Here is a 24,017-nt window from a genome sequence, read left to right on the forward strand (position 1 = left end):
TCCAAAACTAATAAAAATAAATATCGTACTACTTTTATATAAAATATATTTAAAATATATTTTATAAATTTTATTAAAATATTTTATAAAGGAGAAGAAACTATGTTACTTTTAATTGCTACGTGTGCAGTGTACATATGGATTGGTTTTTATTTTTCTAAAAAAGTTAAAACGGCATCTGATTTCCTAATTGCAGGTAGAAATCTTCCTTTACCCATACTCGCCGCAACTATCGCTGCTACATCTTTTGGAGGAGGATGCTTAGTAGGTGGAGTTCAATGGGGAGCTGAAAGAGGGTTATGGGTTGGTATGTACTCTACTATAGGTGCGGCTTTGGCTTGTTTTATAAACGCATTTTTTGCAGGAAAGTTAAGGAGTTTATCTTGTGATATAACACCTGCAGACTATATTGAAACTAGATATGGTCATAGTGTATTTTTAAGAACTTATCAAAGTCTTGTGACACCAATATCAATATTAGCCATCATGGGCAGTCAATTAATATCTTTTGGTTCTGTATCTACTGCATTTGGCATCCCTTATGATGTAGCAGTAATTATAGGAGTCATAGTAATCATTATATATACTTATACATCAGGAATGTGGGGAGTTGCAGTATCAGCTTTTATTCAACTTGCTATTTGTGTAGTATTTTTACCAATAGTGGCTTATATAAGCTTAAAATTAGTTGGCGACAACCCTTTACTTATGTTACAATCAATGGTAAAAGAACCATTCTTTCCAGGAAATAAATCGATTAGTGATTTTATGTATACGGTTTTACCATTAGTTTTAGGCTCAATATTTTCTTATGAAAGTTTTTTAAGATATCAATGTGCTGATAATGCTAAAAATGCAGTTAAAAGTAGTATAATTGCAGGATTTATACTATTGTTTCTTGCTTTTCCTATAGGAATAATTGGAGCTATTGGTGGTAGTTTATTTCCAAACATATCATCTGTCCAGGTTTTACCTCAAATGATATCAACAACTTTACCACCTTTAATTTCTGTATTATTCTTAGCTGCTATATTAGCTGCCATAATGTCTACTGCAGATTCATTAATGACTTCAATGAGTGCTATCATATCAAGAGATATTTACAACAAATTATTACATCCTGATATAGAATTTAATGATTTGAAAAATACTTTAAAATATTCTCAAATTGCTTCAGCTTTAACAGCTGTAGCAGGTGCAATTATAGCACTTAAATTTGATAGTTTATTAGAATTATTATTTTGGCCAGCACCATTATGTACAGGTGTAATATTTGCACCATTTGTAATTGGCCTTTGCTGGAAAGGTGCTACAAAAAAAGGTGCTATCTATGCTGTTATAGTAAGTATGATATTGGCATTATTAAATATGGTTGGCATTCTTACTGTCTTTGACAGAATTTTAATTCCTATAATAGGTGGTTCTATTACAATATTTATAGTTAGCAAATTTTCAAAAAAAGATTGAAAAGAGAGGTATATACAGTAAATATGTCAAAATCAGAAAAAGGAAAAGAAACAAAAGCTAGTATTGTAAGTGCTGCTAGAGAATTATTTTTTGAACAAGGTTATCATAAAACGACAACTAGGCAAATTGCAGAAAGAGCTAATATAAATTTAGGTCTAATAAGTTATTACTTCTCAAGTAAAAGCGAAATAGGGGCTATAATATATGAAGATATAAGAGACGAAATGCAGTCTTTAATCTATAATTATCATGAAGAAGGTACTATGATGATGTTCTTTCTTGCCATGAATGCTGACCTTTGTTTTCTTCTAAAAAATGAAGCGTATAGGAATTTTTATTTAGATATAGCTTATGAAGAAGCTATTTTAAGCTATCAACGAAGTGTAACTGAAATGGTAATGAAGAGATATGTTAATGATAAAGAATCTATAGAACATGACGAGTTAATACTTTCTTGTATTGGTATACTTGCCATGAAACCTGAGATAATTAGAGTTTATATTTCACACAAGTATGATATATCTTCTCAAGCTGTAATAAGATATTTTACAAAACAATTCCTCATTAACCTTGGTCATAGCACTGATTTATGTGAAGATATTTTAGAAGAACTGAGTAAATACTATATAGATATAGTTGATAACTTCACACCAATAATAACTCGTATAAGAACTTAATAAAACTTTATTGAACTTTTAGAGACTGAAATATTAGAATCATAATTAGATTTTAGGATTTCAGTCTTTATTATATTTAAAGATATTTTTTAATATTTTTTCTTAATACCATAAGTACCTACACAATCATATCTATAAACTTCTTTATCCATAAATTCCAGAGACGCCACTCATGACCTCCAACACACTCTTCATATATAACATCTACATTTAAAGACTCTGCATATTTCTTAAATGTCTGATTATTTTCATATAAAAAATCCCTATCACCACAGAATTGATAAATTTTAGGAATATCTTCATTTCTTTCTTTAAGTTTCTTAAGTATGTAAAGTAAATCGTTATCACTATTTCTAGCATCCTCTGGTCTTCCAAAATCATGAAATAGAATATCTGCATTAGTTTCTATTTGTTGATTTTCTAACTCATGAATCATGTCAGGTGAACCAGAAAAACTTGCAACTGCTGAAAATTCTTTTGGTTTTGAAAGTGCTAACTTTAACGCACCATATCCACCCATAGACATGCCAGCTACAAAATTATCTTCTCTCTTGTCTGATAAAGGAAATATAGCTCTAACAAACTTAGGTAATTCCTCACTTACAAAGGTAAAATACTTGTGCCCATACACCATATCTGTATAAAAACTAGTTTCTACTCTTGGTATTACAAGAGCTATATTTTTATTTTTAGCATAATGTTCCACATTAGTATATCTAATCCATGAACTTTGGTCATCTTCTAAACCATGAAATAAGTATAATGTTTTAAACTTACCCTCAAAATCATATATCTCTTTACCACTAAAAAGTTCTTTTCCATTTGCTACAGGTAAAACTACAATTACATCAGTTTCTCCTCCTGTATATTTAGACTTAAATTTACATTCTATAAACGCCACAAAAAACACCTCTTCTATAATGATTTTATATCTAAAAAGCACCAAGAGTTTAAGCTTCTCAGTGCTTTAAAGATTTCTTAATTTATATATTTTTAATTACACATAATATCTGTTTTGGCTACATATAATCGGAGGTATCTGTTGGTAATCCCTTTTTATCCAATTTACCTTCAACAACATCTTTAATTATAGAATAAATTACAGCAAACATTGGAACTCCTATAACCATTCCAACAAATCCTAATAATTTTCCTGCAACCAACAATGAGAATAAAATCCAAAATGCAGATATACCAATTGAATCTCCAAGTATTTTAGGCCCTATAATATTTCCATCTATTTGTTGTATTATTAATATAATTAACAATAACCATAAAGCTTTTATAGGAGATACAAACAATACTATTAGTGTTGATGGTATAGCTCCAAATAAAGGTCCAAAGAAAGGTATTATATTTGTAATACCAATTATAACTGATATTAATAATGTATATGGCATTTTAACTATTGTAAGTATTACAAATGTTAGAATACCTATAATAAATGAGTCTAATATCTTCCCACCTAGAAATCTTCCAAATGTATAATTACTTCTATGAGTCAATTCTAAAATTCTCGCAGCTTGTGTTTCTGTAAATACTGCATAAGTTATTTTTTTACTTAATCCATAGAATTTTTCTTTATCAATTAGTAGATAAACTGAAACAATTAATCCTAAAACAATATTCCATATACTAGAAGCTACATTCTTTAACATATTTCCTAATATCGGTATTAAATCAGTTACAAATTTTATAATATATGCAACAAATTCATTCCATTTATCTACTGCTAAATTAAAATATTGTTCATCAAGATTTAAATCAGTCATTAATTTATCAATAAGCTTAGTTGCATTATTTACATACATAGGTATATCATTTGCTAGTCCAACAATACTCTCAATTACTTGAGGCAACACGAAATACATAAATAAGTAAAGTATCAATGCGGCTGTTGCATATGTTAATAAAAGACCCAATCCTCTTTTTGATTTTTGTTTTAGGTTTTTTAATTTCTCACTTTTTATAAAAACTCTATCTTCATAAAATTTCAAAATAAAATTAAGAAGATATGCAATAGCAAATCCTATTATAAAAGGCTGTAAAGTTGTAAATATAGCATCTAAATTATTAGAAAACACATCGATTTGTGATGATACTAGATAAAATATAATACTACAAGCAGCTATTATAAATGTATAAATTGCTATTGTTGTGTACTTTGTATTCCAATTAATTTTCATTTTTTCCTCCTTATTTCTATATAACTAAATTTTATCACAAAATCACTACTTTTATAACAAATATACCAAATTAAAATTTTAAATTCTATAAAGTATAATTAGAATACAAGTTCTCAATTTTATTTATATTCATCTTTCTACAATATAATCTACATTATTTTTTTTAGAATCTTAATTAATTTATCATTATATGGTGCATATCTGATAGGAATATCTAATTTTAATTTCTTTAAGACACTCTTATAGTGAGTAAATGTATCAAACCCAGCTTTTCCATGATATGAACCCATTCCGCTCTCACCAACTCCACCAAATGGCAAGTAATTTGTAGCTATATGTGTAATTGTATCATTGATACAACATCCACCTGCTGGAATCATTTCTAAAATTTTATTTTCTAGCTTCTTATTTTTTGTAAAAATATAAAGTGCTAATGGATTTGGTCTTTGTATAATTTCTTGTACAACTTCATCTAAGTCTTTATAAGTTAAAATAGGAAATATAGGTCCAAATATTTCTTCCTTCATTATATTGTCATCCCAAGTAACATCATTTACTATAGTTGGCTTTATTTTTAATTTCTCATTATTATAATCTCCACCATATACTACTTTATCTATATCGATAAGAGATACTATACGATTAAAATGTCTTTCATTTATAATTTTAGGAAAGTGTTCATTATTACATGGATTATCTCCAAAATACTTAATAATATAATATTTTATTTTTTCTATTAATTCATCTTTCCTATCTTCATGTACTAATACATAATCTGGCGCTACACAAGTTTGCCCTGCATTTATTAGTTTTCCCCATGTAAGCCTTTTTGCAGTAAGGTCTATATCTGCATCTTTTAAAATAATACAAGGGCTTTTTCCTCCAAGTTCTAAAGTTGTAGGAGTCAAATACTCTGATGCTGATTTCATTACTATTTTGCCAACATTAGTGCTTCCTGTAAAAAATATATAATCAAACCTTTCTAATAATAATTTTTCACTTTCTTCTTGACCACCTTGAACAACTGCAACATACTCTTTTGAAAAAATCTTTTCAATTATCTCTTTAACTATACCAGATGTTGACACAGAATATTCAGATGTCTTTAATATAACACAATTACCTGCTGCCACTGACCATACTAATGGTATAAGTGCTAACTGGAACGGATAATTCCAAGGTGACATTATAAGTGTAACACCATAAGGTTGTGGAATAATCTTAGATACAGATGGAAAGTTAACCATACTTGATTTAACTCTTTTTGTCTTACCCCATTTTCTTATATTTTTTATAGCAAAATCAAGTTCACTATAAAACATACCTACTTCTGTCATAAAACCTTCAAAGTTTGACTTATTTAAATCTTTCTTTAATGCCAAAAGTATTTTTTCTTCATTTTCTAATACAACTGACTTCAATCTTTTTAACTTTTCTAGGCGAAATGATATATCTCTTGTTTTTCCTGTATTATAATATTGCCTTTGAAGCATCACTAACTTATTTATATCCATTATTTAAAATCCCCTCTTGAAGAATTTTTCTATTTTATATTGTAGATAAAATTCTATATACTTTTATTTTACCAATTTATATTCTAAGAAATTCACATAAATATAACATAAATTTATCAATAAAAAAAGCCCCTTTAATTAAATAAGTAGGCTAGTAATCATATTTTAAAATTGAATGATTTTTAAATTATAACACTATAATGAACAATCAAATTATAGGTTATCATTCACAAAATTATTTTGTAAATATTCTATAATGTATTTTTATAACATCTCATATTTAAAGATACTTATAAGTTTATACTTTTAATATTGTCTAAATATTCAAGTATTGGCTTTAAGTATTCTTTATCACACCATTCAAAACTTTCTCCTGACAACAATGGCGCTTCTGCTGGTTTAAGTCCTTTACGCTCTTGTTTGGCTATAGCTTTTTTTAAAAAACCACAAAGTACACTATCTAACCATGACATTTTTGTTTCATTCCATTCTCCACGGCAATAAAAACAAGGAATTTCATCTAATTCATCTTTAAGGTTAGCTTCTCTTAATTTTTTTAATACTTCATCACTATATGGTGATGCTCCTACACCAAAAACTATTAGATTTTTTCCTTTTAATTCTTCATAATGCTTCTTTAGAAAAGAAATCCCTGCTATATTACAAGCATAAAGACCTCCTCCTAAGATAATAGTATCGTATTTCATAATTTTTTCTATGTTTATATCTTTAATCTCAAAACTATCACAAATCAATAATTCTGAAAGCCATTTAGCATATTTTTTTGTTGCTCCATATTTACTTTTGTAAATCACTACTGTATTTTCCATAAATTATCTCCTTTTGATGCCATACCAAGTTGATTTTTTACTTTTCTATCTTATAAATTATTGTCTTCTACATAATCTCTTACATACTCAATTCCTCTGCTTAATTTCATAATCCCAGAAAATAATTGTTCTACCTCTTTTTCTGTAAAATCTTTAAATAAAAGCTCTAATACTTTAATTTGCATATCTCTTACTCTTTCTGAATACTCTTCTACTCTATCCTTTGTTAAAAGGCAAGTAGCTCTTGAATCTTTTTCATTTTTTTCAATTTGTACAAACCCCTTTTTTTCTAAAGCAACAGCTAATTTCTTTACATTTTGTCGTGAGCATCCCATAAGCTCTCCAAGCTTAGTCAATGTCACAGTCTCATCTATAGATTCTGCAAGTGCTAAAAGTAACCATTGTTTCATTGTAAGTTCTGGGTCTAACTTGTCACATGCAGTTTGAAGTTTATTTTGCATTACAAACAAATTTGCAAATATAGCTTGTTTCCTACTATCATCATCCACCACAATTTTTTTCATTAAAGTTTCTATATCCATTTTTTGTCCCTCTCTATATGCTAATCCTCAAACTTTCCATCACTATTTACAAATAGTAATTAGTTACTTTTTATTATAGTAACTAATTACTATTATGTCAATAATTTTATATTTGTTGCTTCTTTATTCATTATATCACGGACTTTTAATTACAACTTGCTATTGTAATTAGTTATTTTAATCCTTTACTTTACAATCTAAAATGTTGTACAATTTTTTTGCGTAAACACAGTAATATTGTTATTATTATTTAGGTTCTAGATTGCCTTTTTCTCAATACTTTGTTTAATCAAATAATATGTTATTATATTCTTTTCTTTAATATTTTCCACAGTACATCATAAATATAATTTCCAAAAAATGTATTGAATATACATATTATAATATATATTAATTACTATCACTTTCTCATATTTATGACAAATATACTAATTTAATAGTTATATTGCATATGAATCATTCAAAAAAATATGTATGTTATATATGAATAGTAAAATACACCTGTATTTTCTATAATCATAATGTAAGTTTTGATTTTTCATAGAACAATTATCATATATAAAAAGGGTCCTTAAGAACCCTTTTTATATATTTATATTTTATGAGTATAATTTAACTCAGATTTAAAATATTTGCATTAAATACATTTTAAGTTATATTAATTTTTTAAAATCTACTCTAAAACATATTTTCTGTACTTATTAAACTCTATATCACTACATTCAACATCTAAAACAGTTCCTTCTTCGGTATATTCTGTACTTATTATGCTTGCATTATCATTAAAATAAGATGCTATATAACCCTCACTGTATGGGATTAAAATCTTACATCTTATATAATCCTTAAATATACTATCACAAATACATTTTATCATTTTGTCCATATTTATATCTTTTTTTACTGAAACAAAGATTCCATCTATATCGTCTACAATATTATTTAAAACTTCTTCACCTATTAAATCAACTTTATTATATACATTTATCATAGGTATACAATCAGCACCTATCTGTTTTAAAGTATCTTCAGTTACTTTAATATGATTTTTGTAGCTTGGATTTGAAATATCAACAACATGTAATAATATATCTGCTTCACATGCTTCTTCTAAAGTTGACCTAAATGCCTTCACTAGGTCATGTGGAAGATTGCTTACAAACCCAACAGTATCAGATAATAAAAACTCTTTGTTATTTGAAAGAACTATATTCCTAACAGAAGTCTCTAACGTAGCAAATAGCATATCTTTCTCAAAAACTTTCTTTTCTTCAGAATTTTTAAATGTGTCCACTAATTTATTCATGATTGAAGATTTCCCAGCATTTGTGTACCCAACTAAAGCAACATTTGGGAGATTTGATTTTCTCCTCATACTTCTTTGGGTTTCTCTTTGAAATTTTAAATCATCAAGCTCTTTATTTAGAAAAGTTATCTTTTCTTCTATTCTTCTACGGTCAAGTTCTAACTTTTTCTCACCAGAACCCCTATTTTTAGTACCAACACCACCACTTTGGCGTCCCAAATTTTCATTTGAACCTATAAGCCTTGGTAACATATATTTTAAACTAGCAACTTCTACTTGAAGTTTAGCTTCTCTAGTTTTTGCCCTCTGTGCAAATATATCAAGTATTAATGCTGTCCTATCTATAATTTCGCAATTAAATTTTTCTTCAAGGTTTTTGAGTTGTGATGTAGAAAGTTCATTGTAAAATACTACTATATCTGTATTTTCTTTCTTTATTAAGTCTAATAACTCATCGACTTTACCTGTACCAATGTAATATGCTCTATTGACTTGCTTTGCATTTTGAATTATACTTCCCACAACATCAATATCACATGCTGAACACAAGTTTTCAAGTTCAATCATCAGTTCATTAAAATCCTCAGATTTATTATTTATGTTTAGTCCTACTATTATTCCTTTTTTCGCCATATCCATATTCTCCTTATCTGCTATTTTTATTTAATATATAGCACGAGATTATGGCTCTATAATTAAATTCATTAAGAATTATACCTTTATTTTATCCTTAAATGACACTTCTAATTTAACATTATAATAACCATAATCGTGTATTATTTTCTCAATCTTATAGAAAAAATCACTTTCATACACCCCCTCTCAATTATATTATGTAGTTTTTTCAATAAAAAAACTCCTTACAAATCTAAGTAATACAAACAAGCTACTTATATCATAAGAAGGATTAAAATTCTAAATATATATTAAAAATATGCCAATTTAATTGACTAACATGTAATTATCATATTATATTTAACCCAATTCTTAAATTTAAGTAGTTTTTACATGATTAATAAAAGTAATAGAAATATACACTTTTATACAATCAACAACTATTAAAATTAAATTTTATTTATAATAAAATTTAAAGAATACGATTAAATATACATTTTGATAACCACCTCCAACATTTTCCTTATTACATAGTATAATAAAATACATACTTTGTAAAGACATAAAATAATAGATAAGACTATACTTATAAAATATAATCTTATCTATTTAGCTTATCTTAATAAATTACATATCTGTTCTAAAACAATTTTTTGTTACATTGCTTCATCTTCTTCAAATTGAGAATTATAAAGATTGGCATAGAATCCACCTTTCTTTAGAAGTTCCTCATGATTTCCTTGCTCAACTATATCTCCTTCATTCATAACAAGAATCATATCAGCATCACGTATAGTTGATAATCTATGAGCTATAACAAAACTTGTTCTACCTTCCATAAGATTATCCATAGCTTTTTGAATCAATACTTCTGTTCTAGTATCAACAGAACTTGTAGCTTCATCTAATATTAATATTTTAGGGTCAGCTAAAATGGCACGAGCTATAGTCAATAATTGTTTTTGACCTTGAGAAACGTTACTTGCTTCTTCATTTAGTTTCATCTTATATCCATCTGGCAATGTCTTGATAAATCTATGAACATGTGCAGATTTAGCTGCCTCTATAACTTCTTCATCTGTAGCATTTAATTTACCATATCTTATATTCTCCATAATGGAACCACTAAATAACCATGTATCTTGAAGAACCATACCAAACATTTCTCTAAGTTCACTACGATTGAAATCTTTAATATTATGACCATCAATCAATATCGCACCACTATTAACATCATAGAACCTCATTAAGAGCTTAACTATTGTAGTTTTACCTGCTCCTGTAGGCCCAACAATGGCAACTTTTTGGCCTGGTTTAACATTTACAGAAAAATCATTTATTATAGTCTTGTTTGAATTATATCCAAAGTTGACATTTTCAAAATCAATTTTGCCTTCTAAACCATCTATTGAAACTGCATTTTCAACAATTTGGTCTTCTTCTTCCTCTTCTAAAAACTCAAATACTCTTTCAGAAGCTGCTGCTGTTGATTGTAGCAAGTTAGCAACCTGTGCAATCTGAGTCATAGGTTGTGTAAAGTTTCTTACATATTGTATAAATGATTGTATGTCCCCAACTTCAATTGTTTTCTTAATCGCAAGCCAACCTCCTAAGATTGAAACCATTACATATCCTAAGTTTCCAATAAACATCATAAGTGGTTGCATTATCCCTGATAAGAATTGAGATTTCCATGCTGAATTATACAAATTATCATTTAATTTATCAAACTCTTCTATTACTTCGTCTTCACGGTTAAATGCTTTTACTATTGTTTGACCACTGTAAGTCTCCTCAACCTGACCATTTACATTTCCTAAATATTCTTGTTGAGACCTAAAGTATTTTTGTGATTTCTTTACTATTCTCGAAATTACAAACATTGAGATTGGCAATATTAAAATTGCTACCAATGTCATAATACCACTTATGGATAACATCATTATCAAAACACCTATCATAGTTGTCACTGATGTTATAAGTTGTGTCATACTTTGATTTAAACTTTGACTTAAAGTATCTATATCATTTGTAATTCTCGATAATATTTCACCATGTGTCTTAGTATCAAAGTATTTCATTGGCAATCTATCCAATTTTACTGAAATCTCTTTTCTTAAATTATAGGATACTTTTTGAGAAATTCCACTCATTATAAATCCTTGTACAAAAGAGAATAATGCACTTATCAAGTAAAGGCAAAGTAAAAATACTAAGATTTTTCCAATTGCATTAAAATCTATACCTACATTACCTCCAGAAACTTTGCTCACTAATCCTTCAAATATCTTTGTAGTTGCCTTACCTAAGATTTTTGGACCTACTATGGAAAATGATGCACTTCCAATAGCAAATACAATTACCAAAATTATTGATATTTTAAATTTAGATAAATAAGCAATTAGTTTTCGCATAGTTCCTTTAAAATCATTTGCTTTTTGACCTGCTCCCATAGATTTTCCCATAGGGCCTCTTCCCATTCTACTCATTATCTAGCTCCTCCTTTGAAAGTTGTGATAAAGCTATTTGCTCATAAACTTCGCAATTTTTTAGAAGCTCTTTATGTGTTCCTATTCCAACTATTTTTCCTTCATTTAGAACAACTATTTGTTCTGCATGTAGGATTGTGCTAATTCTTTGTGCAACTATTAGTACTGTACTTTCAGCAGTTTGCGATTTTAAAGCCTTACGAAGAGCTGCATCAGTCTTTAAGTCAAGAGCTGAAAAACTATCATCAAATATATACACTTCTGGATTTTTTGCTATTGCTCTTGCTATAGAAAGTCTTTGTTTTTGACCTCCAGATACGTTTGTTCCACCTTGAGAAATTTCAGTTTTGAAAGCTTCTGGTTTAGAATCAATAAATTCTGTAGCTTGAGCTATTTCAGCTGCAGTTCTCATTTCTTCATCTGTTGCGTCTTTTCTACCATATTTTAAGTTGGACTCTATAGTACCAGAGAATAATATTCCTTTTTGAGGTACATACCCAATTTTCTCTCTTAAGTCATGTTGAGAAACATTTTTTATATTAACTCCATCAAATAATATTTCTCCTTCTGTAACATCAAAGAAACGAGGAATTAAGTTTATAAGAGTCGACTTACCACTACCAGTACTTCCTATAAATGCAGTTGTTTCTCCTGGTTTTGCTGTAAAAGATATATCTGTCAATATAGGTTCTTCTGCATCTGGATACATAAATGAAACATTTTTAAATTCAACAAGACCTTTTTTATCTTCTTTAAATTCTTGCACTTCTGTTTTTTGAGGGTCTTTAATACTTATATCTGATACTATTACTTCATCTATACGTGTAGCTGAAACAGATGCTCTTGGAAGCATAATAGATACCATTGATATCATCAAGAATGACATTATTATCTGCATTGTATATTGTATAAATGCCATCATATCTCCAACTTGCATTGCCCCAGAATCAACACTATATGCACCTCTCCAAACTATAAGAACTGTGATAAGGTTCATTATAAGCATCATAGCAGGCATCATACATGTCATAACTCTATTTACAAAAAGATTTGTTTTAGTTAAATTTGTATTTGCTTCATCAAATCTTTCTTCTTCATGTTTTTCAGTACTAAAAGCTCTAATGACTGGTATACCAGTTATTATTTCACGGCTGACTAAGTTTAACTTATCAACAAGCTTTTGAACTAGTTTAAACTTAGGCATAACCACTGAGAATAATACTACTATTAATGATAAAATAGCAACTACTGCTACTGCTATAATCCATGCCATTGAAGTATTTGTATTTAGAACTTTTATTATTCCACCTATAGCCATTATAGGTGCATAGAATACTATTCTAAGTAACATAACCATCAACATTTGAATTTGTTGAATATCATTTGTACTACGAGTAATTAATGAAGCTGTAGAAAATTCATTCATCTCAGTATTTGAGAATGACATAACTTTTCTAAAAACTCCACTTCTTAGATTTCTACCAACACTTGCTGCTACTCTTGCTGCTAAGAATCCTACTGTTATTGTAGCTACCATACTAACCATAGCTATACCAAGCATTTTAGCACCAGTAAGTAATATATAATTATTTTGAGTTTTTTCTGTATCAATACCTATTTTCTCATATTCTGCCTTTACATATGATACCGAACTTTGTGTTATCATACTTTCTGGCATACCTTCAAAACCTTTACTCATCTCTTTAGTTAATGTTTCTAATTGCTCTTTTGGCATTGCAGATAACAACTTAAACATATCAATATCTCCACCTTGAGTAGCTTGTGGTGGAAGTTGGCTCATTAGTTGAGCTTTCATCGCTTTTACTTCTTTACTATCACCTTCAAGTCCTGCTACTATTAAAATGGCTTTACCAAAGATAGAATTTAAATCATCTATAGTATCTTCATCTTTAGTATTTAACTCATAAAGAGATTCATCTTTTAGACCTGGATACTTATCTTTATACTTACTATAATCTTCTTTATTCAATAAAGTATAGTTATCTAATACTTTATCCTTACTACTTTTATCCATGAATAAAGTAATTTTATCTAACTCTCCCTTTCTAATCACAGATGGAACAGAGTTTTCTACTCCACCTTGTTGTATACCTATATTTACTATATTGGATGTGTATTCTGGTAAAGAAAGGTCACATACTGCTTGAACTACCAATAGACATACTATTACCACTATTGATAATGCTGACTTCTTTAAATATTTAATTAATTTAAACATACATTTCTTCCCTTCTGTAATATTAATTAGTCTAATGACATTAAATTGAAAAATATTATTTTAAAATTTAAAAATATTTTTCATCCTCATGTTTATGACATCCTGCTTTTAAATTATCTCTTACTTGCATTAGGAGTCTTCTAAGTACTATCTTTTCTTCTTCACTAAATCCTAAAAAGAATTCTCTTTCTAATTCCTGATTAAATTCTTCAACTTTATTACATGTTTCTAAACCTTTATCTGTCAAAAAAATTCTAGACACTCTTTGGTCTTTCTCATCTTGTTTTCTTTCTACGAGTCCAGCTTTTTCCATTCTTTTTATCATAACTGTAGTAGTGGATGCTTTTACTTTTCTTTTATCTGCTAATTCTTTTTGACTTTGCCCATTCTTCATCTTTAGTGAAAAAAGTATTTGTGGCTGACCATGATATAAGCCTAATTTATCAAAATAAAAATGAGTTCTTATAAAATATATTCGCATTAATTGCAAGAAAACATCATTCAATTTTTCTTCAGAATTATTATTCATACTTCCCCTCCTTATTTTTATATTACTTAGTCGGCTAAGTGTTATTCTACTATATCATATACTTTTTTTCAATATATTTATAAAAAATTCATATAAATTTCATTTATTAAATATTTTCGTATAGTTTAGTTATAATTTTAATAAATAATAGTAAGTTTTTTAATTAGCTAGCTACTTATAATTTTTTTATTAGAAAGCTTAAAATAAACCTTTTCATATATTTTCAAATAAAAAAGTTGTTCCAAAATAAACTTGAAACAACATTTTATTTAACACTGTATTATTGCTTATATACTACTATAATATTTTATTTGTCTTCATACCCATTTACAACAGTATCCAATTTTCCAGTTTCTGGTGATATTATTAGACCATGTACAATAATTCCTTCAGGAATCAAAGGGTGTCCTTTTATTAAATTAATACTATCTTTTACAGATTCTTCCGCAGAATCAAATCCATGTAACCATTGCTTGGTATCAATTCCAGCACTACGAAGTGTAAGTATTACATCTTTAGATATCCCTCTATCTAAAATTTTACTAAGTAATTTATCCGTGTCAACATTACACATACCACATCCATGATGCCCTACAACTATAACCTCATCTACATCAAACTCATAAATTGCAACTAAAATACTTCTCATAATACTGCCAAACGGATGCATTATAGTAGCTCCTGCATTTTTTATTAGTTTTACATCTCCATTTTTTAAATTCATAGCTTTAGGCAAAAGTTCAGTTAATCTTGTGTCCATACAAGATAAAACTACTATTTTTTTATTTGGATGTTTTGATGTAGCATACTTTTCGTATTCTTTGTTCTCTACAAATGATTTATTATACTCTAATATTTCTTCTAGTTTTCTCATATGTACTCTCACTCTCTTTAAATTTTTTTATTATTATATCACTATTGAACTACAATATATATACATATAATGTAATTTATAAGGTATTAAATATTTCTATGAAATTATCACTCTTAGATAATATTATATATAACTTATGTTTATAAAGAATTGTATACTTATCTTTTTATTATCAAAACTAATGTAATATTTTTCCATTATTTATTTAATTATATATTTTTATTAAATCTTATTGTATACATTCTCATCTATTATAATCACTTTTCTATTTTATATCTATTTATTATCTTTAGAAATATCAAATCTACTAACATAATAGTCATATTTCAAATACTTATCGAAAAACTTTCTATATACTTCAATCCTCTAATATTGTCAAATCCAAAACTATTCAAATTTTCAAAATATATTCTACATTTATAATATGTAATTATAATAAAAAATGCTATAATTAACATATTATTAATTCGTTTTATTATTGTAGTACGGGTATGAAATTATGAAAAATATTTGTCTAATTAAAAATGTAATTTATCCATATTTGTTTATTGTAGATACAGACTATGCAAAATAAATAGCATATATTTCAGTTTAAAAACATATATAGTCTATATTCAGACTAAAAAAGTATAAATAGTCTATATAAAACAACTTAAACTATGAATATAATCTAAGGTGGAGGGATAATAATTGGCAAATATAGGAAAAATAATAGGAGATAGAATAAAAGTCTATAGAACAAAAATGGGATATAGTCAAGAATTTCTAGCAGAAAAAGCAGGTTTACATACAACATATATTGGTCAGATTGAGAGAGCTGAAACAAATACATCCATCAATATTATAATGAAAATCGCTACTGCTTTGAATATACCACTTGAATTGTTATTTGCAAATATTATTACAGCAGAAGGCATTGATAACTCTATACCTTTGGAATGTTATGAAATGATTAATAAATTAACTGAAAAGGAACAAGCCGCAATGTTAGAGTTAATAAAATGCATTATTAAATACAAAGAAATATAAGTGAGGAAAGTAATGACAGTAATGAATTGTATAGGTAAAAGACTTAAAGAAGAACGTAAAAAAGCGAATTTAACTTCAAAAGAGTTTGCAAATATGGTTGGAGTATCACCTTGGTATATAAATCAAATAGAAAGTGGTAAGAAGAATCCAAGTCTTAAAACATTCATAAAATTTGTAAGTGTATTAAATATCTCTGCAGATACTCTTATAAAAGATATTACTCCCATTGGAAAGACATATTTAGAAAATGATATAAATGAAGTGTTAAAAGACTTAAATTCGAGAGAGCTAAATCTGATATTGCAGATTATAGATATAGTAAAAAAGAATAGAATATAGATTCTTTATATTTTATATAAACAAAAAGGTTATTTGAAATAAATAACCTTTTTTTGTCTTTTTGTGTTAACATTGTCTTATAGTGCTAATTAGCACTATTAGACCATGTTCTATGGCCTTATTTTAATATAAAACGATTGGAGATAGGCTATGATTGTGATTGAAGGTAGCGATAAATTTAAGATTGCAAAAGAATATATTGATGTAGAATATACTCTTTTTAGCAAAATCACTTTTAGGTATGAAAAGTTGAAATTTAAAGATAACACTGAATTAGAAAAAATCAAGATGTTTAAATATAAAAATGACTACATACTTAATAAGTTAAACCTTATTTTGGGAAATGAGCTTTGCTCTTATAAAAAACAGATAATTAGAGAAACTGTAGATACTCTAAGATTGACAGAACTTTTTTCAAGTGACAATATAGAAGATATTAAATTCATAAAAGACGATATAGAAAAATTAGAAATTAGCATAGAAAAAGTTGTTAAATTTAAACGTCGAAAAAACAGAAATTATGTTTGTTGTTACTGTCCTGATATGTATAGGGATGTAAAACTAGATAAAGAATCCATCAATAAAATATATAGTAGAAAAATAAAAATTGAAAAAGAAGTTAATATCTTTGAAGATGAAGATATTATAATAAACAAAAAAGTATTTAAATTCCCAAAATCTTGGACTAAGAATATGCAAAAATATTGGTTAAATGAAAATAAGTATCCTGTACATTCTAGTGTAATAGATGATGATAGATACAAATGTTGTAATGTACAATACTCAAAAAACAGAGTAATACTCTTGTATTACATATATAATTTATAGTGTTTTAATGGCATATTTCAAATATGCCATAGTTGATTTATAAGATATTACTTTTCACATTTTTAAATCATTTAATACTATTATGTAATAAACTAAGCACTGAATTTAACTCTTTAAATGATATTTGCCCTGGCGCTGAACTATTCTTAGAAGCTCCAAAAGTTAATGCAGAACCGAATATTTCCCCACATAATCGACTTATAACTCCAATTCCTGACATGGACATTGTTATAATTGGTCTATCTGCATAAACTCTAGCCATTTCATTTGTAGCTTCAAGTAACACTAGCACATCGTTTTTATTTTGTGGCATAACAGCTATTTTAGGCAGATCTGCTCCTAGCTCTTGCATTCTACATAAACGAGATATAATTTCTTCTTTTTTTGGTGTTTTATAAAAGTCATGATTAGAGATGATTACTTTCACTCCATTTTTATGAGCAAAACCAACCATTTCATCTACAATTTCATCTCCTATAAATAACTCTACATCTATTAAATCTACCAAACCAGTATTAGAAATCTCTTTATTCAATGTAATATAATAATCTTTTGATATTGATTTTTCTCCCCCTTCCTCTACATTTCTAAATGTAAATAATAAAGGTATATCAGATATGTAACTTTTTAATTCATAAAGTATATCCTTAACTTCCTGAATATTTTCCACATTCTCAAAAAAATCAACACGCCATTCTATAATATCCAAACAAGTTTCTTTTAATAATTTAACCTCTTTTATAATATCTTCTTTGTTTTTCCCTATAACTGGTACACAAATCTTAGGTATGCCTTCTCCTATATTAATATTTTTTACTTGAACTATCTTATTCATACTCTCCTCCATGCATAAAAATCCTATAGGATTTTAGATTCTCTTTTTTCCACAACTTTATTATACAGTAAAAATGATATACATTATATATAATAAATCTCATATATTAAGTATATTTAAAGTTAAATTTACTGTGATACTTTATAATATTCATAATATTCTTTAAATTGTATTTTATATAATATATATTATTCTCGATGTTGATAGAATTAATCTACAAATTATGGTATAATTATGTAGAAATAACTCGAATTTCATTACTTATGAAGGGATTGAATATCAATGAACCTAAATCATTTGCATTACTTCAGAGTTTTAGCTAAAGTTGAGCATTATACAAAAGCAGCTACTCAATTATCTATAACTCAACCAAGCTTAAGTCATGCTATATCAGCTCTTGAAAAAGAATTGGGTACTTTTTTATTTGAAAAGCAAGGCAGAAATGTTCGTCTCACTAAATATGGTAAATTTTTTCTAACCTATGTTGATAAAGCATTAGGTGAATTGGAAAGAGGAGAAAAAAAACTTAGAGAATATACTAGTATATCAAAAGGTGTTGTAGACCTAGGATTTATTTACACATTAGGTGCTCACTTCATTCCAAATATAATTGGTAATTTTTTAGAAAAAGAGTCAAATAAAAATATCTCATTTTCATTTGGTCAAGGTACTACAAAGAAGATTATACAAGGTCTAAAGGATGAGAAATTTGATTTGGCATTTTGTTCTTTTGTTCCAAATGAATCCAATATAGATTTTACAGCTATACTTCAAGAAGAATTGGTTGTAATAGTACCATATAGCCATCCTTTAGCATCAAATGATAGTGTAGATTTAAAGGATACAGAAAATTATCCGTTTATATTCTTCAGCGAAGATAGTGGGATTAGACCAATCATTGATAATCTATTTGAAAAGGTCAATGTAAAACCTCAAATTATCTGTGAGACAGAAGAAGATACTGCCGTTGCAGGACTAGTCTCCATTAATTATGGAATAGCTGTCGTTCCAAATATCTTTGCACTTAAATACTTTAATGTAAAAATTTTATCCATAGCAAACCCTATACATGAAAGATACATATATTTAGCTACAATGAAGAATAAATATTTAACGCCTGCCGTTAGTGAATTTAAGAATTTTGTTATTGATTATAGCAAAACCAATAATTTAATAGATATAAACTAAGAAACGAACTAGAAAAGGGATTGTATCATATACTATGACACAATCCCAGGTAAATTTTAAAATTTATTAAAAATAGTCTGAGAAGTATGGATTTTCACGTTCAATAAGATTTTCTAATAAACAGACTATATCTTTATCACAAATAATCCGTTTTATTTTATGAAGATACGTTGGTCTTTTATAGCCAAGTAACATAGTTGTAAGTGTTTGTATATCAAGCATTAAATCAACCTTATTACCACCAACAGTTAAGATACCTTTCCCATCTTTAGAAACATTTAGTGTAAATACTCCTGTATTCCAATCTAGTAAAGGGTCTTTCAACTGAAAAACTAATTTTACATCACTTTCTTGTCTCTTAAATGGGTATTGACTTATAAATTGTTCTATGTCAACAATTCTTCCCATAAAATATGGTTTTATATTTTCTTCAATATCTCCATCTTCAAGTAAAAATGCCAATGGTTCATCTGTATATGTATTGCCAACTACTTTATTTATCATTGAAAAGTGAGCACTTATAAAATTCCATAATCCTGTACGTGCTTCTTCTTCTACAAATACCATCTCTTTAATATAGAATATTTCTTCAGAAATCCAATACAATACATAACCTTGTGCGTTATGATTTTTATCATAATAAATAGCACAAGTCAGTTCTTCTAAATCCCAACGCCAGTATTCTTCCCAAGCTAGTTCACTTCTAATCATGCACGCATGGTTCATTTTAGAAAAACGTTCATAGACACTTCGTATATCTTTATGTTCTATGCTTGCACGTTTAACTTCTCCTGAAACAACTTTTGTTTTTGGTAATTGAGTATCCTTAATTTCAAAAGATATTTTATCGGATATTATTTCCCATCCCTTACGACGATAGTATGGAATTGAATATGGAAATAAGTAAGATATAGATTGTTTTCTTTCTCGCATATCTGCTAATGCTTGTCTCATTAATTTATCCATAAGACCTAGATTAGAATATTCTGGATATGTTCCAACACCAGTGAGACCACCCATATCATATTCTTTACCAAATATGTTGATTTTAAATGGATAAACGGCTATTTGAGATACTAGTTTATCTTCATCAAACCAACCAAGCACATCGGCTTGTCTTAATACAGGTAATTTAGCAAGTGTTATTTCTCTTTCTTCCCAACCAACTTGTTGTAAATCATGGTTTGTCACTTGAAATACATAACGTAACAATTGATTGAATTCTTGTAAATGCTTAGTTTCTACATTCTTCATTTCGAGTCTCTCTAGTCGACTCATAATAAAACCTCCTAAAAATAAGTACATATAAATACTATCTATTTACTTAACATAGATAATAAGTTTATACAAATACTAAGTTAATATTTATATAATCATAATTCTACCATACACAAGATATTATAGTCAAATTACTATTAAAAATTAAGTATCTATCAAATACTCATACAATTCAAATTAAAAATTATTTTTTATTTAATCTATACTAAGTGGTTGCAAGTTTTATGGTCTTGATATATAATCAATTAAATATACAATTGTTATAAAATGTTATATAGTCAAAAGTCTGTTTTTAAATATCAAATATATGGATTTAAATTTAAATATAAATGCTATTTAAGGAGTGATTCTGTGAAGAGATGTATTGCAATAACGGAATAGTCAAACATAACATATTATAAAGGAGAGATTTAAACATGACTATTCCAAATTCAAATAAAATATACCCAAGAAGTAATGATTATCAAACTGTATACCTTAAAAATATAATCACAAAAGAAAATATAGAAGTTGGAGATTATACAATATATAATGACTTTTATAATGACCCAAGAGATTTTGAGAAAAACAATGTATTATATCATTACCCAATAAATAACGATAAATTAATAATTGGTAAGTTTTGCTCAATAGCATGTAATTCAAAATTTTTAATGACTAGTGGAAATCATACAATGAAATCACAGTCTACTTATACCTTTCCTATCTTTTATGAAGAATGGGGCTTAGATGTCTGCCATATAAAAGATGCATGGGACAATAAAGGCGATATTGTAATTGGAAATGATGTATGGATAGGATATGATTCCATAATTATGTCAGGAGTACATATTGGTGATGGTGCAATTATTGGAACAAGAGCAGTAGTTACTAATGATGTTCCACCATATTCGATTGTTGGAGGCATACCTGCAAAAGTCATAAAAAAAAGATTTAGTGATGATACAATTTCAAAGTTATTAGAAATTAAATGGTGGAATTGGCCATACAAAAAAATTCAATCAAATATTGATTATATCCAATCAGGAGATATTGATAAATTAGTTTAATATTTGATGACTATTTATATTAAACTTAATTTTAGTTATTATCTTTATAAGAGATTATTTAGAGCTATTGTATTGCCTTTAATACATAAAAAAATAAAATAGTATTAAAATTCATAATCAAAAAGTAAAGTAACTTTATACAAGGTTACTTTACTTTTTATTACCTATAAAAGATTTAATTTTTCTAATGTTGTTATTATATTTCTTCCTTCCCTAACCCCATCTATTATTCTTCTAGCAACTTTGCTATCTCCTATGTTTAAAATTTCCACATTTCTTGGTTCAAAATACTCCTTTAAATCACTTAAAATTGGATTATTAGAACTCATACCTAAGCATATAAATCCGTAATCAAAATCTAGCAAAAATTCTTCTTCATCTTTCTTTACTCTAAAAGTATTTTTCCCAACTTCTAATAATCGTGTATTTGTATATACATCAACATTGTAATCTTTTAGCATTTTATCCATTGTCACCTTTGTTATAGGGTCTAAATCTTTTCCTACTACTGGCAACATCTCAACTATACAAGTTTTAGCCTTATTTTCTGAAAAGAATTCTACAACATCTAATCCAACAGCTCCTCCTCCTATAACAACTACTTTCTTAGCTCTCAAATCTTCCGTTTTGAAAGATTCTATATCATCAAATAGTTTGAATATGGAACTTACATTTTCTCCTTCTCTATCTATTCTATCCAATAAGCCAGTTATTGGAGGAATCAATGGTCTTGAGCCTGTAGCATTTACAATTATGTCAGGCTTTAAATTTTCCAAAAACTTAATATCAGCTTTTGTATTTCTAAATATAATTAAATTTTTTAATTTATTAACTCTTTGTGTCAAGTACTTTGGAAAATCGTGTATTCTCATTTTATCTGGAAAAGTCGATATTACTTTAGCAAGTCCTCCTATCTCTTCTTTTTCTTCTACTAGAAATACATTACATCCCACTTCTGCTGCTGTGGCTGCTGCTTCAAGACCAGCAGTTCCTCCTCCTATAATAACTACATTTGTTTTTTTGTTTACCTTCCTTTGTGTATATTCTTCTCCATTTATTAAATCGGGATTTACTGTACATCTAATAGGTCTATTGGAGCCAATCCTATTACCTGCACATCCTATATTACATGAAATACACTTTCTTATTGAATCTTCTTTTCCATTTTGTACTTTTTCAACCCAATTAGAATCAGCTATGAGACCTCTACCAATACCTATAAAATCTGCTTCACCATTTTCAAGTATTTTTGATGCTATTTCTGGATTTCGTATATTTCCCGTTACTATAGTTGGTCTACCAAATTTTTCTTTAACTGCTTTAGATATGTATGAACGCCATCCATCTTCCAGTGTCATCTTATCTATTTGAAATTGTATAGAATCATTTAATGCTACTGATACATTGTATATATCCACTTCTTCATCTAAATATTCTAGAACTTTTAGAGTATCAGCCAGAGTATTTCCTTCTTCCATAAATTCATCAGCACTTATTCTTAAAGATATTGGAAATAATGGACCTACCTCTTCTCTAACTTTATCAATCACTAGTTTTGCAAATCTACTTCTATTTTCAATATTTCCACCAAAGTCATCAGTACGCTTATTATAAATTGGAGATAAAAATTGACTTATTAAGTATGAATGACCTGCATGTATCTCAACTGCATCAAAACCTGCTATTTGAGCCCTCTTAGCTGCTTCTCCATATTTTTTTGCGATATTTAAAATTTCTTCTATATCCAGTTCTCTAGGAATTGCTCCTCCTTTTTTTGAAGGTACATTTGAAGAAGATACAGGAACTAAACCATCTATCCTATCTGGCATAGCAGAAGCTCCTGAATGATTAATTTGTATTGCTACACATGTGTTATACTTATGTATGGTCTCTGTTAATTTATATAAAGCAGGTATATATCTATCATGGTCTATTCTTATCTGTGTTGTTCCATTAGAACCTAAAGGGAAATCCACACAAGCATTTTCTACTATTATAAGCCCTGTTCCCCCTTTTGCTCTTTGTTCATAATATTTGATATGTTCATCTTTAAATTCTCCACTTTCACCACCAAAATTTGTCCCCATTGGTGGCATAACTATTCTATTTTTTACATTCATCCTTTTTATAGTTAATGACTCAAAGATATTTTGATATTTTTTCATTTCTATTCCTCCACACATTTTATATTTGTAATTTTTAT

20 protein-coding genes are annotated in these 24,017 nt (G+C 27.7%); 7 read left to right on the forward strand and 13 right to left on the reverse strand.

Going from position 1 to position 24,017, the window contains the following annotated elements; genetic code table 11:
• Window positions 1–102 precede the first annotated feature (102 nt).
• Together Q3287_RS04185 and Q3287_RS04190 are read left to right on the forward strand one after the other, a co-directional pair.
• Window positions 103–1,467, forward strand: a complete 1,365-nt coding sequence (locus Q3287_RS04185; RefSeq protein ID WP_054276963.1) for a sodium:solute symporter family protein — start codon at window positions 103–105, stop codon at window positions 1,465–1,467.
• A gap of 23 nt (window positions 1,468–1,490) precedes the next feature.
• Window positions 1,491–2,144 carry a TetR/AcrR family transcriptional regulator gene (locus Q3287_RS04190; protein WP_054270671.1) on the forward strand — a complete coding sequence of 218 codons (654 nt, stop codon included), beginning with the start codon at window positions 1,491–1,493 and terminating at the stop codon, window positions 2,142–2,144.
• 118 nt (window positions 2,145–2,262) lie between these two features.
• On the opposite strand, the gene Q3287_RS04195 is transcribed toward Q3287_RS04190, so the two are convergent.
• From Q3287_RS04195 to Q3287_RS04240, 10 genes are all read right to left on the reverse strand, one after another.
• Entirely contained in the window at window positions 2,263–3,045 is a 783-nt protein-coding gene (locus tag Q3287_RS04195) for an alpha/beta hydrolase family protein (RefSeq protein ID WP_054270672.1), read from the reverse strand.
• Between the two features lie 118 nt (window positions 3,046–3,163).
• The gene (locus tag Q3287_RS04200) at window positions 3,164–4,330 is read right to left on the reverse strand and encodes an AI-2E family transporter (RefSeq protein ID WP_054270673.1); all 1,167 of its coding nucleotides are present in this window, start codon (window positions 4,328–4,330) and stop codon (window positions 3,164–3,166) included.
• A 149-nt stretch (window positions 4,331–4,479) separates the two neighbouring features.
• A complete protein-coding gene (locus tag Q3287_RS04205) occupies window positions 4,480–5,844 on the reverse strand; it encodes an aldehyde dehydrogenase (RefSeq protein ID WP_407963568.1) in 1,365 nt (454 codons plus the stop codon).
• 290 nt (window positions 5,845–6,134) lie between these two features.
• Window positions 6,135–6,674, reverse strand: coding sequence for a flavodoxin domain-containing protein (locus tag Q3287_RS04210; RefSeq protein WP_407963569.1), 540 nt, complete (start codon window positions 6,672–6,674; stop codon window positions 6,135–6,137).
• 50 nt (window positions 6,675–6,724) lie between these two features.
• Window positions 6,725–7,216 (reverse strand): MarR family transcriptional regulator, encoded by a 492-nt coding sequence (locus tag Q3287_RS04215; RefSeq protein WP_243192592.1) that lies wholly within the window; start codon window positions 7,214–7,216, stop codon window positions 6,725–6,727.
• A 673-nt stretch (window positions 7,217–7,889) separates the two neighbouring features.
• The gene (hflX, locus tag Q3287_RS04220; protein WP_407963570.1) at window positions 7,890–9,155 is read right to left on the reverse strand and encodes a GTPase HflX; all 1,266 of its coding nucleotides are present in this window, start codon (window positions 9,153–9,155) and stop codon (window positions 7,890–7,892) included.
• Window positions 9,156–9,793: 638 nt separating this feature from the next.
• On the reverse strand, window positions 9,794–11,626 hold the full coding sequence (locus Q3287_RS04225; RefSeq protein ID WP_407963571.1) for an ABC transporter ATP-binding protein: 1,833 nt from the start codon (window positions 11,624–11,626) through the stop codon (window positions 9,794–9,796).
• On the reverse strand, window positions 11,619–13,865 hold the full coding sequence (locus Q3287_RS04230) for an ABC transporter ATP-binding protein (RefSeq protein WP_074179746.1): 2,247 nt from the start codon (window positions 13,863–13,865) through the stop codon (window positions 11,619–11,621). Before Q3287_RS04230 ends, Q3287_RS04225 begins: the two co-directional genes overlap by 8 nt.
• Before the next feature lie 67 nt (window positions 13,866–13,932).
• Complete coding sequence (locus Q3287_RS04235) at window positions 13,933–14,394, reverse strand: MarR family winged helix-turn-helix transcriptional regulator (RefSeq protein ID WP_054270680.1); 462 nt, start codon at window positions 14,392–14,394, stop codon at window positions 13,933–13,935.
• 307 nt (window positions 14,395–14,701) lie between these two features.
• A complete protein-coding gene (locus Q3287_RS04240) occupies window positions 14,702–15,268 on the reverse strand; it encodes a carbonic anhydrase (RefSeq protein WP_054276969.1) in 567 nt (188 codons plus the stop codon).
• A 690-nt stretch (window positions 15,269–15,958) separates the two neighbouring features.
• Here Q3287_RS04240 and Q3287_RS04245 point away from each other — a divergent pair.
• The 3 genes from Q3287_RS04245 (at window position 15,959) to Q3287_RS04255 (ending at window position 17,464) form a co-directional block, all read left to right on the forward strand.
• A complete protein-coding gene (locus Q3287_RS04245) occupies window positions 15,959–16,297 on the forward strand; it encodes a helix-turn-helix domain-containing protein (RefSeq protein WP_054270682.1) in 339 nt (112 codons plus the stop codon).
• Between the two features lie 12 nt (window positions 16,298–16,309).
• Window positions 16,310–16,636 (forward strand): helix-turn-helix domain-containing protein, encoded by a 327-nt coding sequence (locus Q3287_RS04250; protein WP_227832136.1) that lies wholly within the window; start codon window positions 16,310–16,312, stop codon window positions 16,634–16,636.
• A 150-nt stretch (window positions 16,637–16,786) separates the two neighbouring features.
• Complete coding sequence (locus Q3287_RS04255) at window positions 16,787–17,464, forward strand: hypothetical protein (RefSeq protein ID WP_054276970.1); 678 nt, start codon at window positions 16,787–16,789, stop codon at window positions 17,462–17,464.
• Between the two features lie 67 nt (window positions 17,465–17,531).
• Here the strand turns inward: Q3287_RS04255 and aroD are convergent, their stop codons facing one another.
• Window positions 17,532–18,299, reverse strand: a complete 768-nt coding sequence (gene aroD, locus Q3287_RS04260; RefSeq protein WP_074179745.1) for a type I 3-dehydroquinate dehydratase — start codon at window positions 18,297–18,299, stop codon at window positions 17,532–17,534.
• Window positions 18,300–18,581: 282 nt separating this feature from the next.
• On the opposite strand from aroD, the gene Q3287_RS04265 reads away from it, so the two are divergent.
• On the forward strand, window positions 18,582–19,487 hold the full coding sequence (locus Q3287_RS04265) for a LysR family transcriptional regulator (RefSeq protein ID WP_054270685.1): 906 nt from the start codon (window positions 18,582–18,584) through the stop codon (window positions 19,485–19,487).
• A 66-nt stretch (window positions 19,488–19,553) separates the two neighbouring features.
• Here Q3287_RS04265 and eis read toward each other — a convergent pair whose 3' ends face one another.
• A complete protein-coding gene (eis, locus tag Q3287_RS04270; RefSeq protein ID WP_074179743.1) occupies window positions 19,554–20,765 on the reverse strand; it encodes an enhanced intracellular survival protein Eis in 1,212 nt (403 codons plus the stop codon).
• A gap of 416 nt (window positions 20,766–21,181) precedes the next feature.
• On the opposite strand from eis, the gene Q3287_RS04275 reads away from it, so the two are divergent.
• Window positions 21,182–21,814: a CatB-related O-acetyltransferase gene (locus tag Q3287_RS04275; protein WP_054270687.1), complete on the forward strand. Its 633-nt coding sequence runs from the start codon at window positions 21,182–21,184 to the stop codon at window positions 21,812–21,814.
• 164 nt (window positions 21,815–21,978) lie between these two features.
• Here Q3287_RS04275 and Q3287_RS04280 read toward each other — a convergent pair whose 3' ends face one another.
• On the reverse strand, window positions 21,979–23,979 hold the full coding sequence (locus tag Q3287_RS04280) for an FAD-dependent oxidoreductase (RefSeq protein ID WP_407963572.1): 2,001 nt from the start codon (window positions 23,977–23,979) through the stop codon (window positions 21,979–21,981).
• Between the last annotated feature and the right edge of the window lie 38 nt (window positions 23,980–24,017).

Origin of the sequence: Clostridioides sp. GD02404 (assembly GCF_045898275.1) — a bacterium.
Lineage (GTDB): Bacteria > Bacillota > Clostridia > Peptostreptococcales > Peptostreptococcaceae > Clostridioides > Clostridioides difficile_A.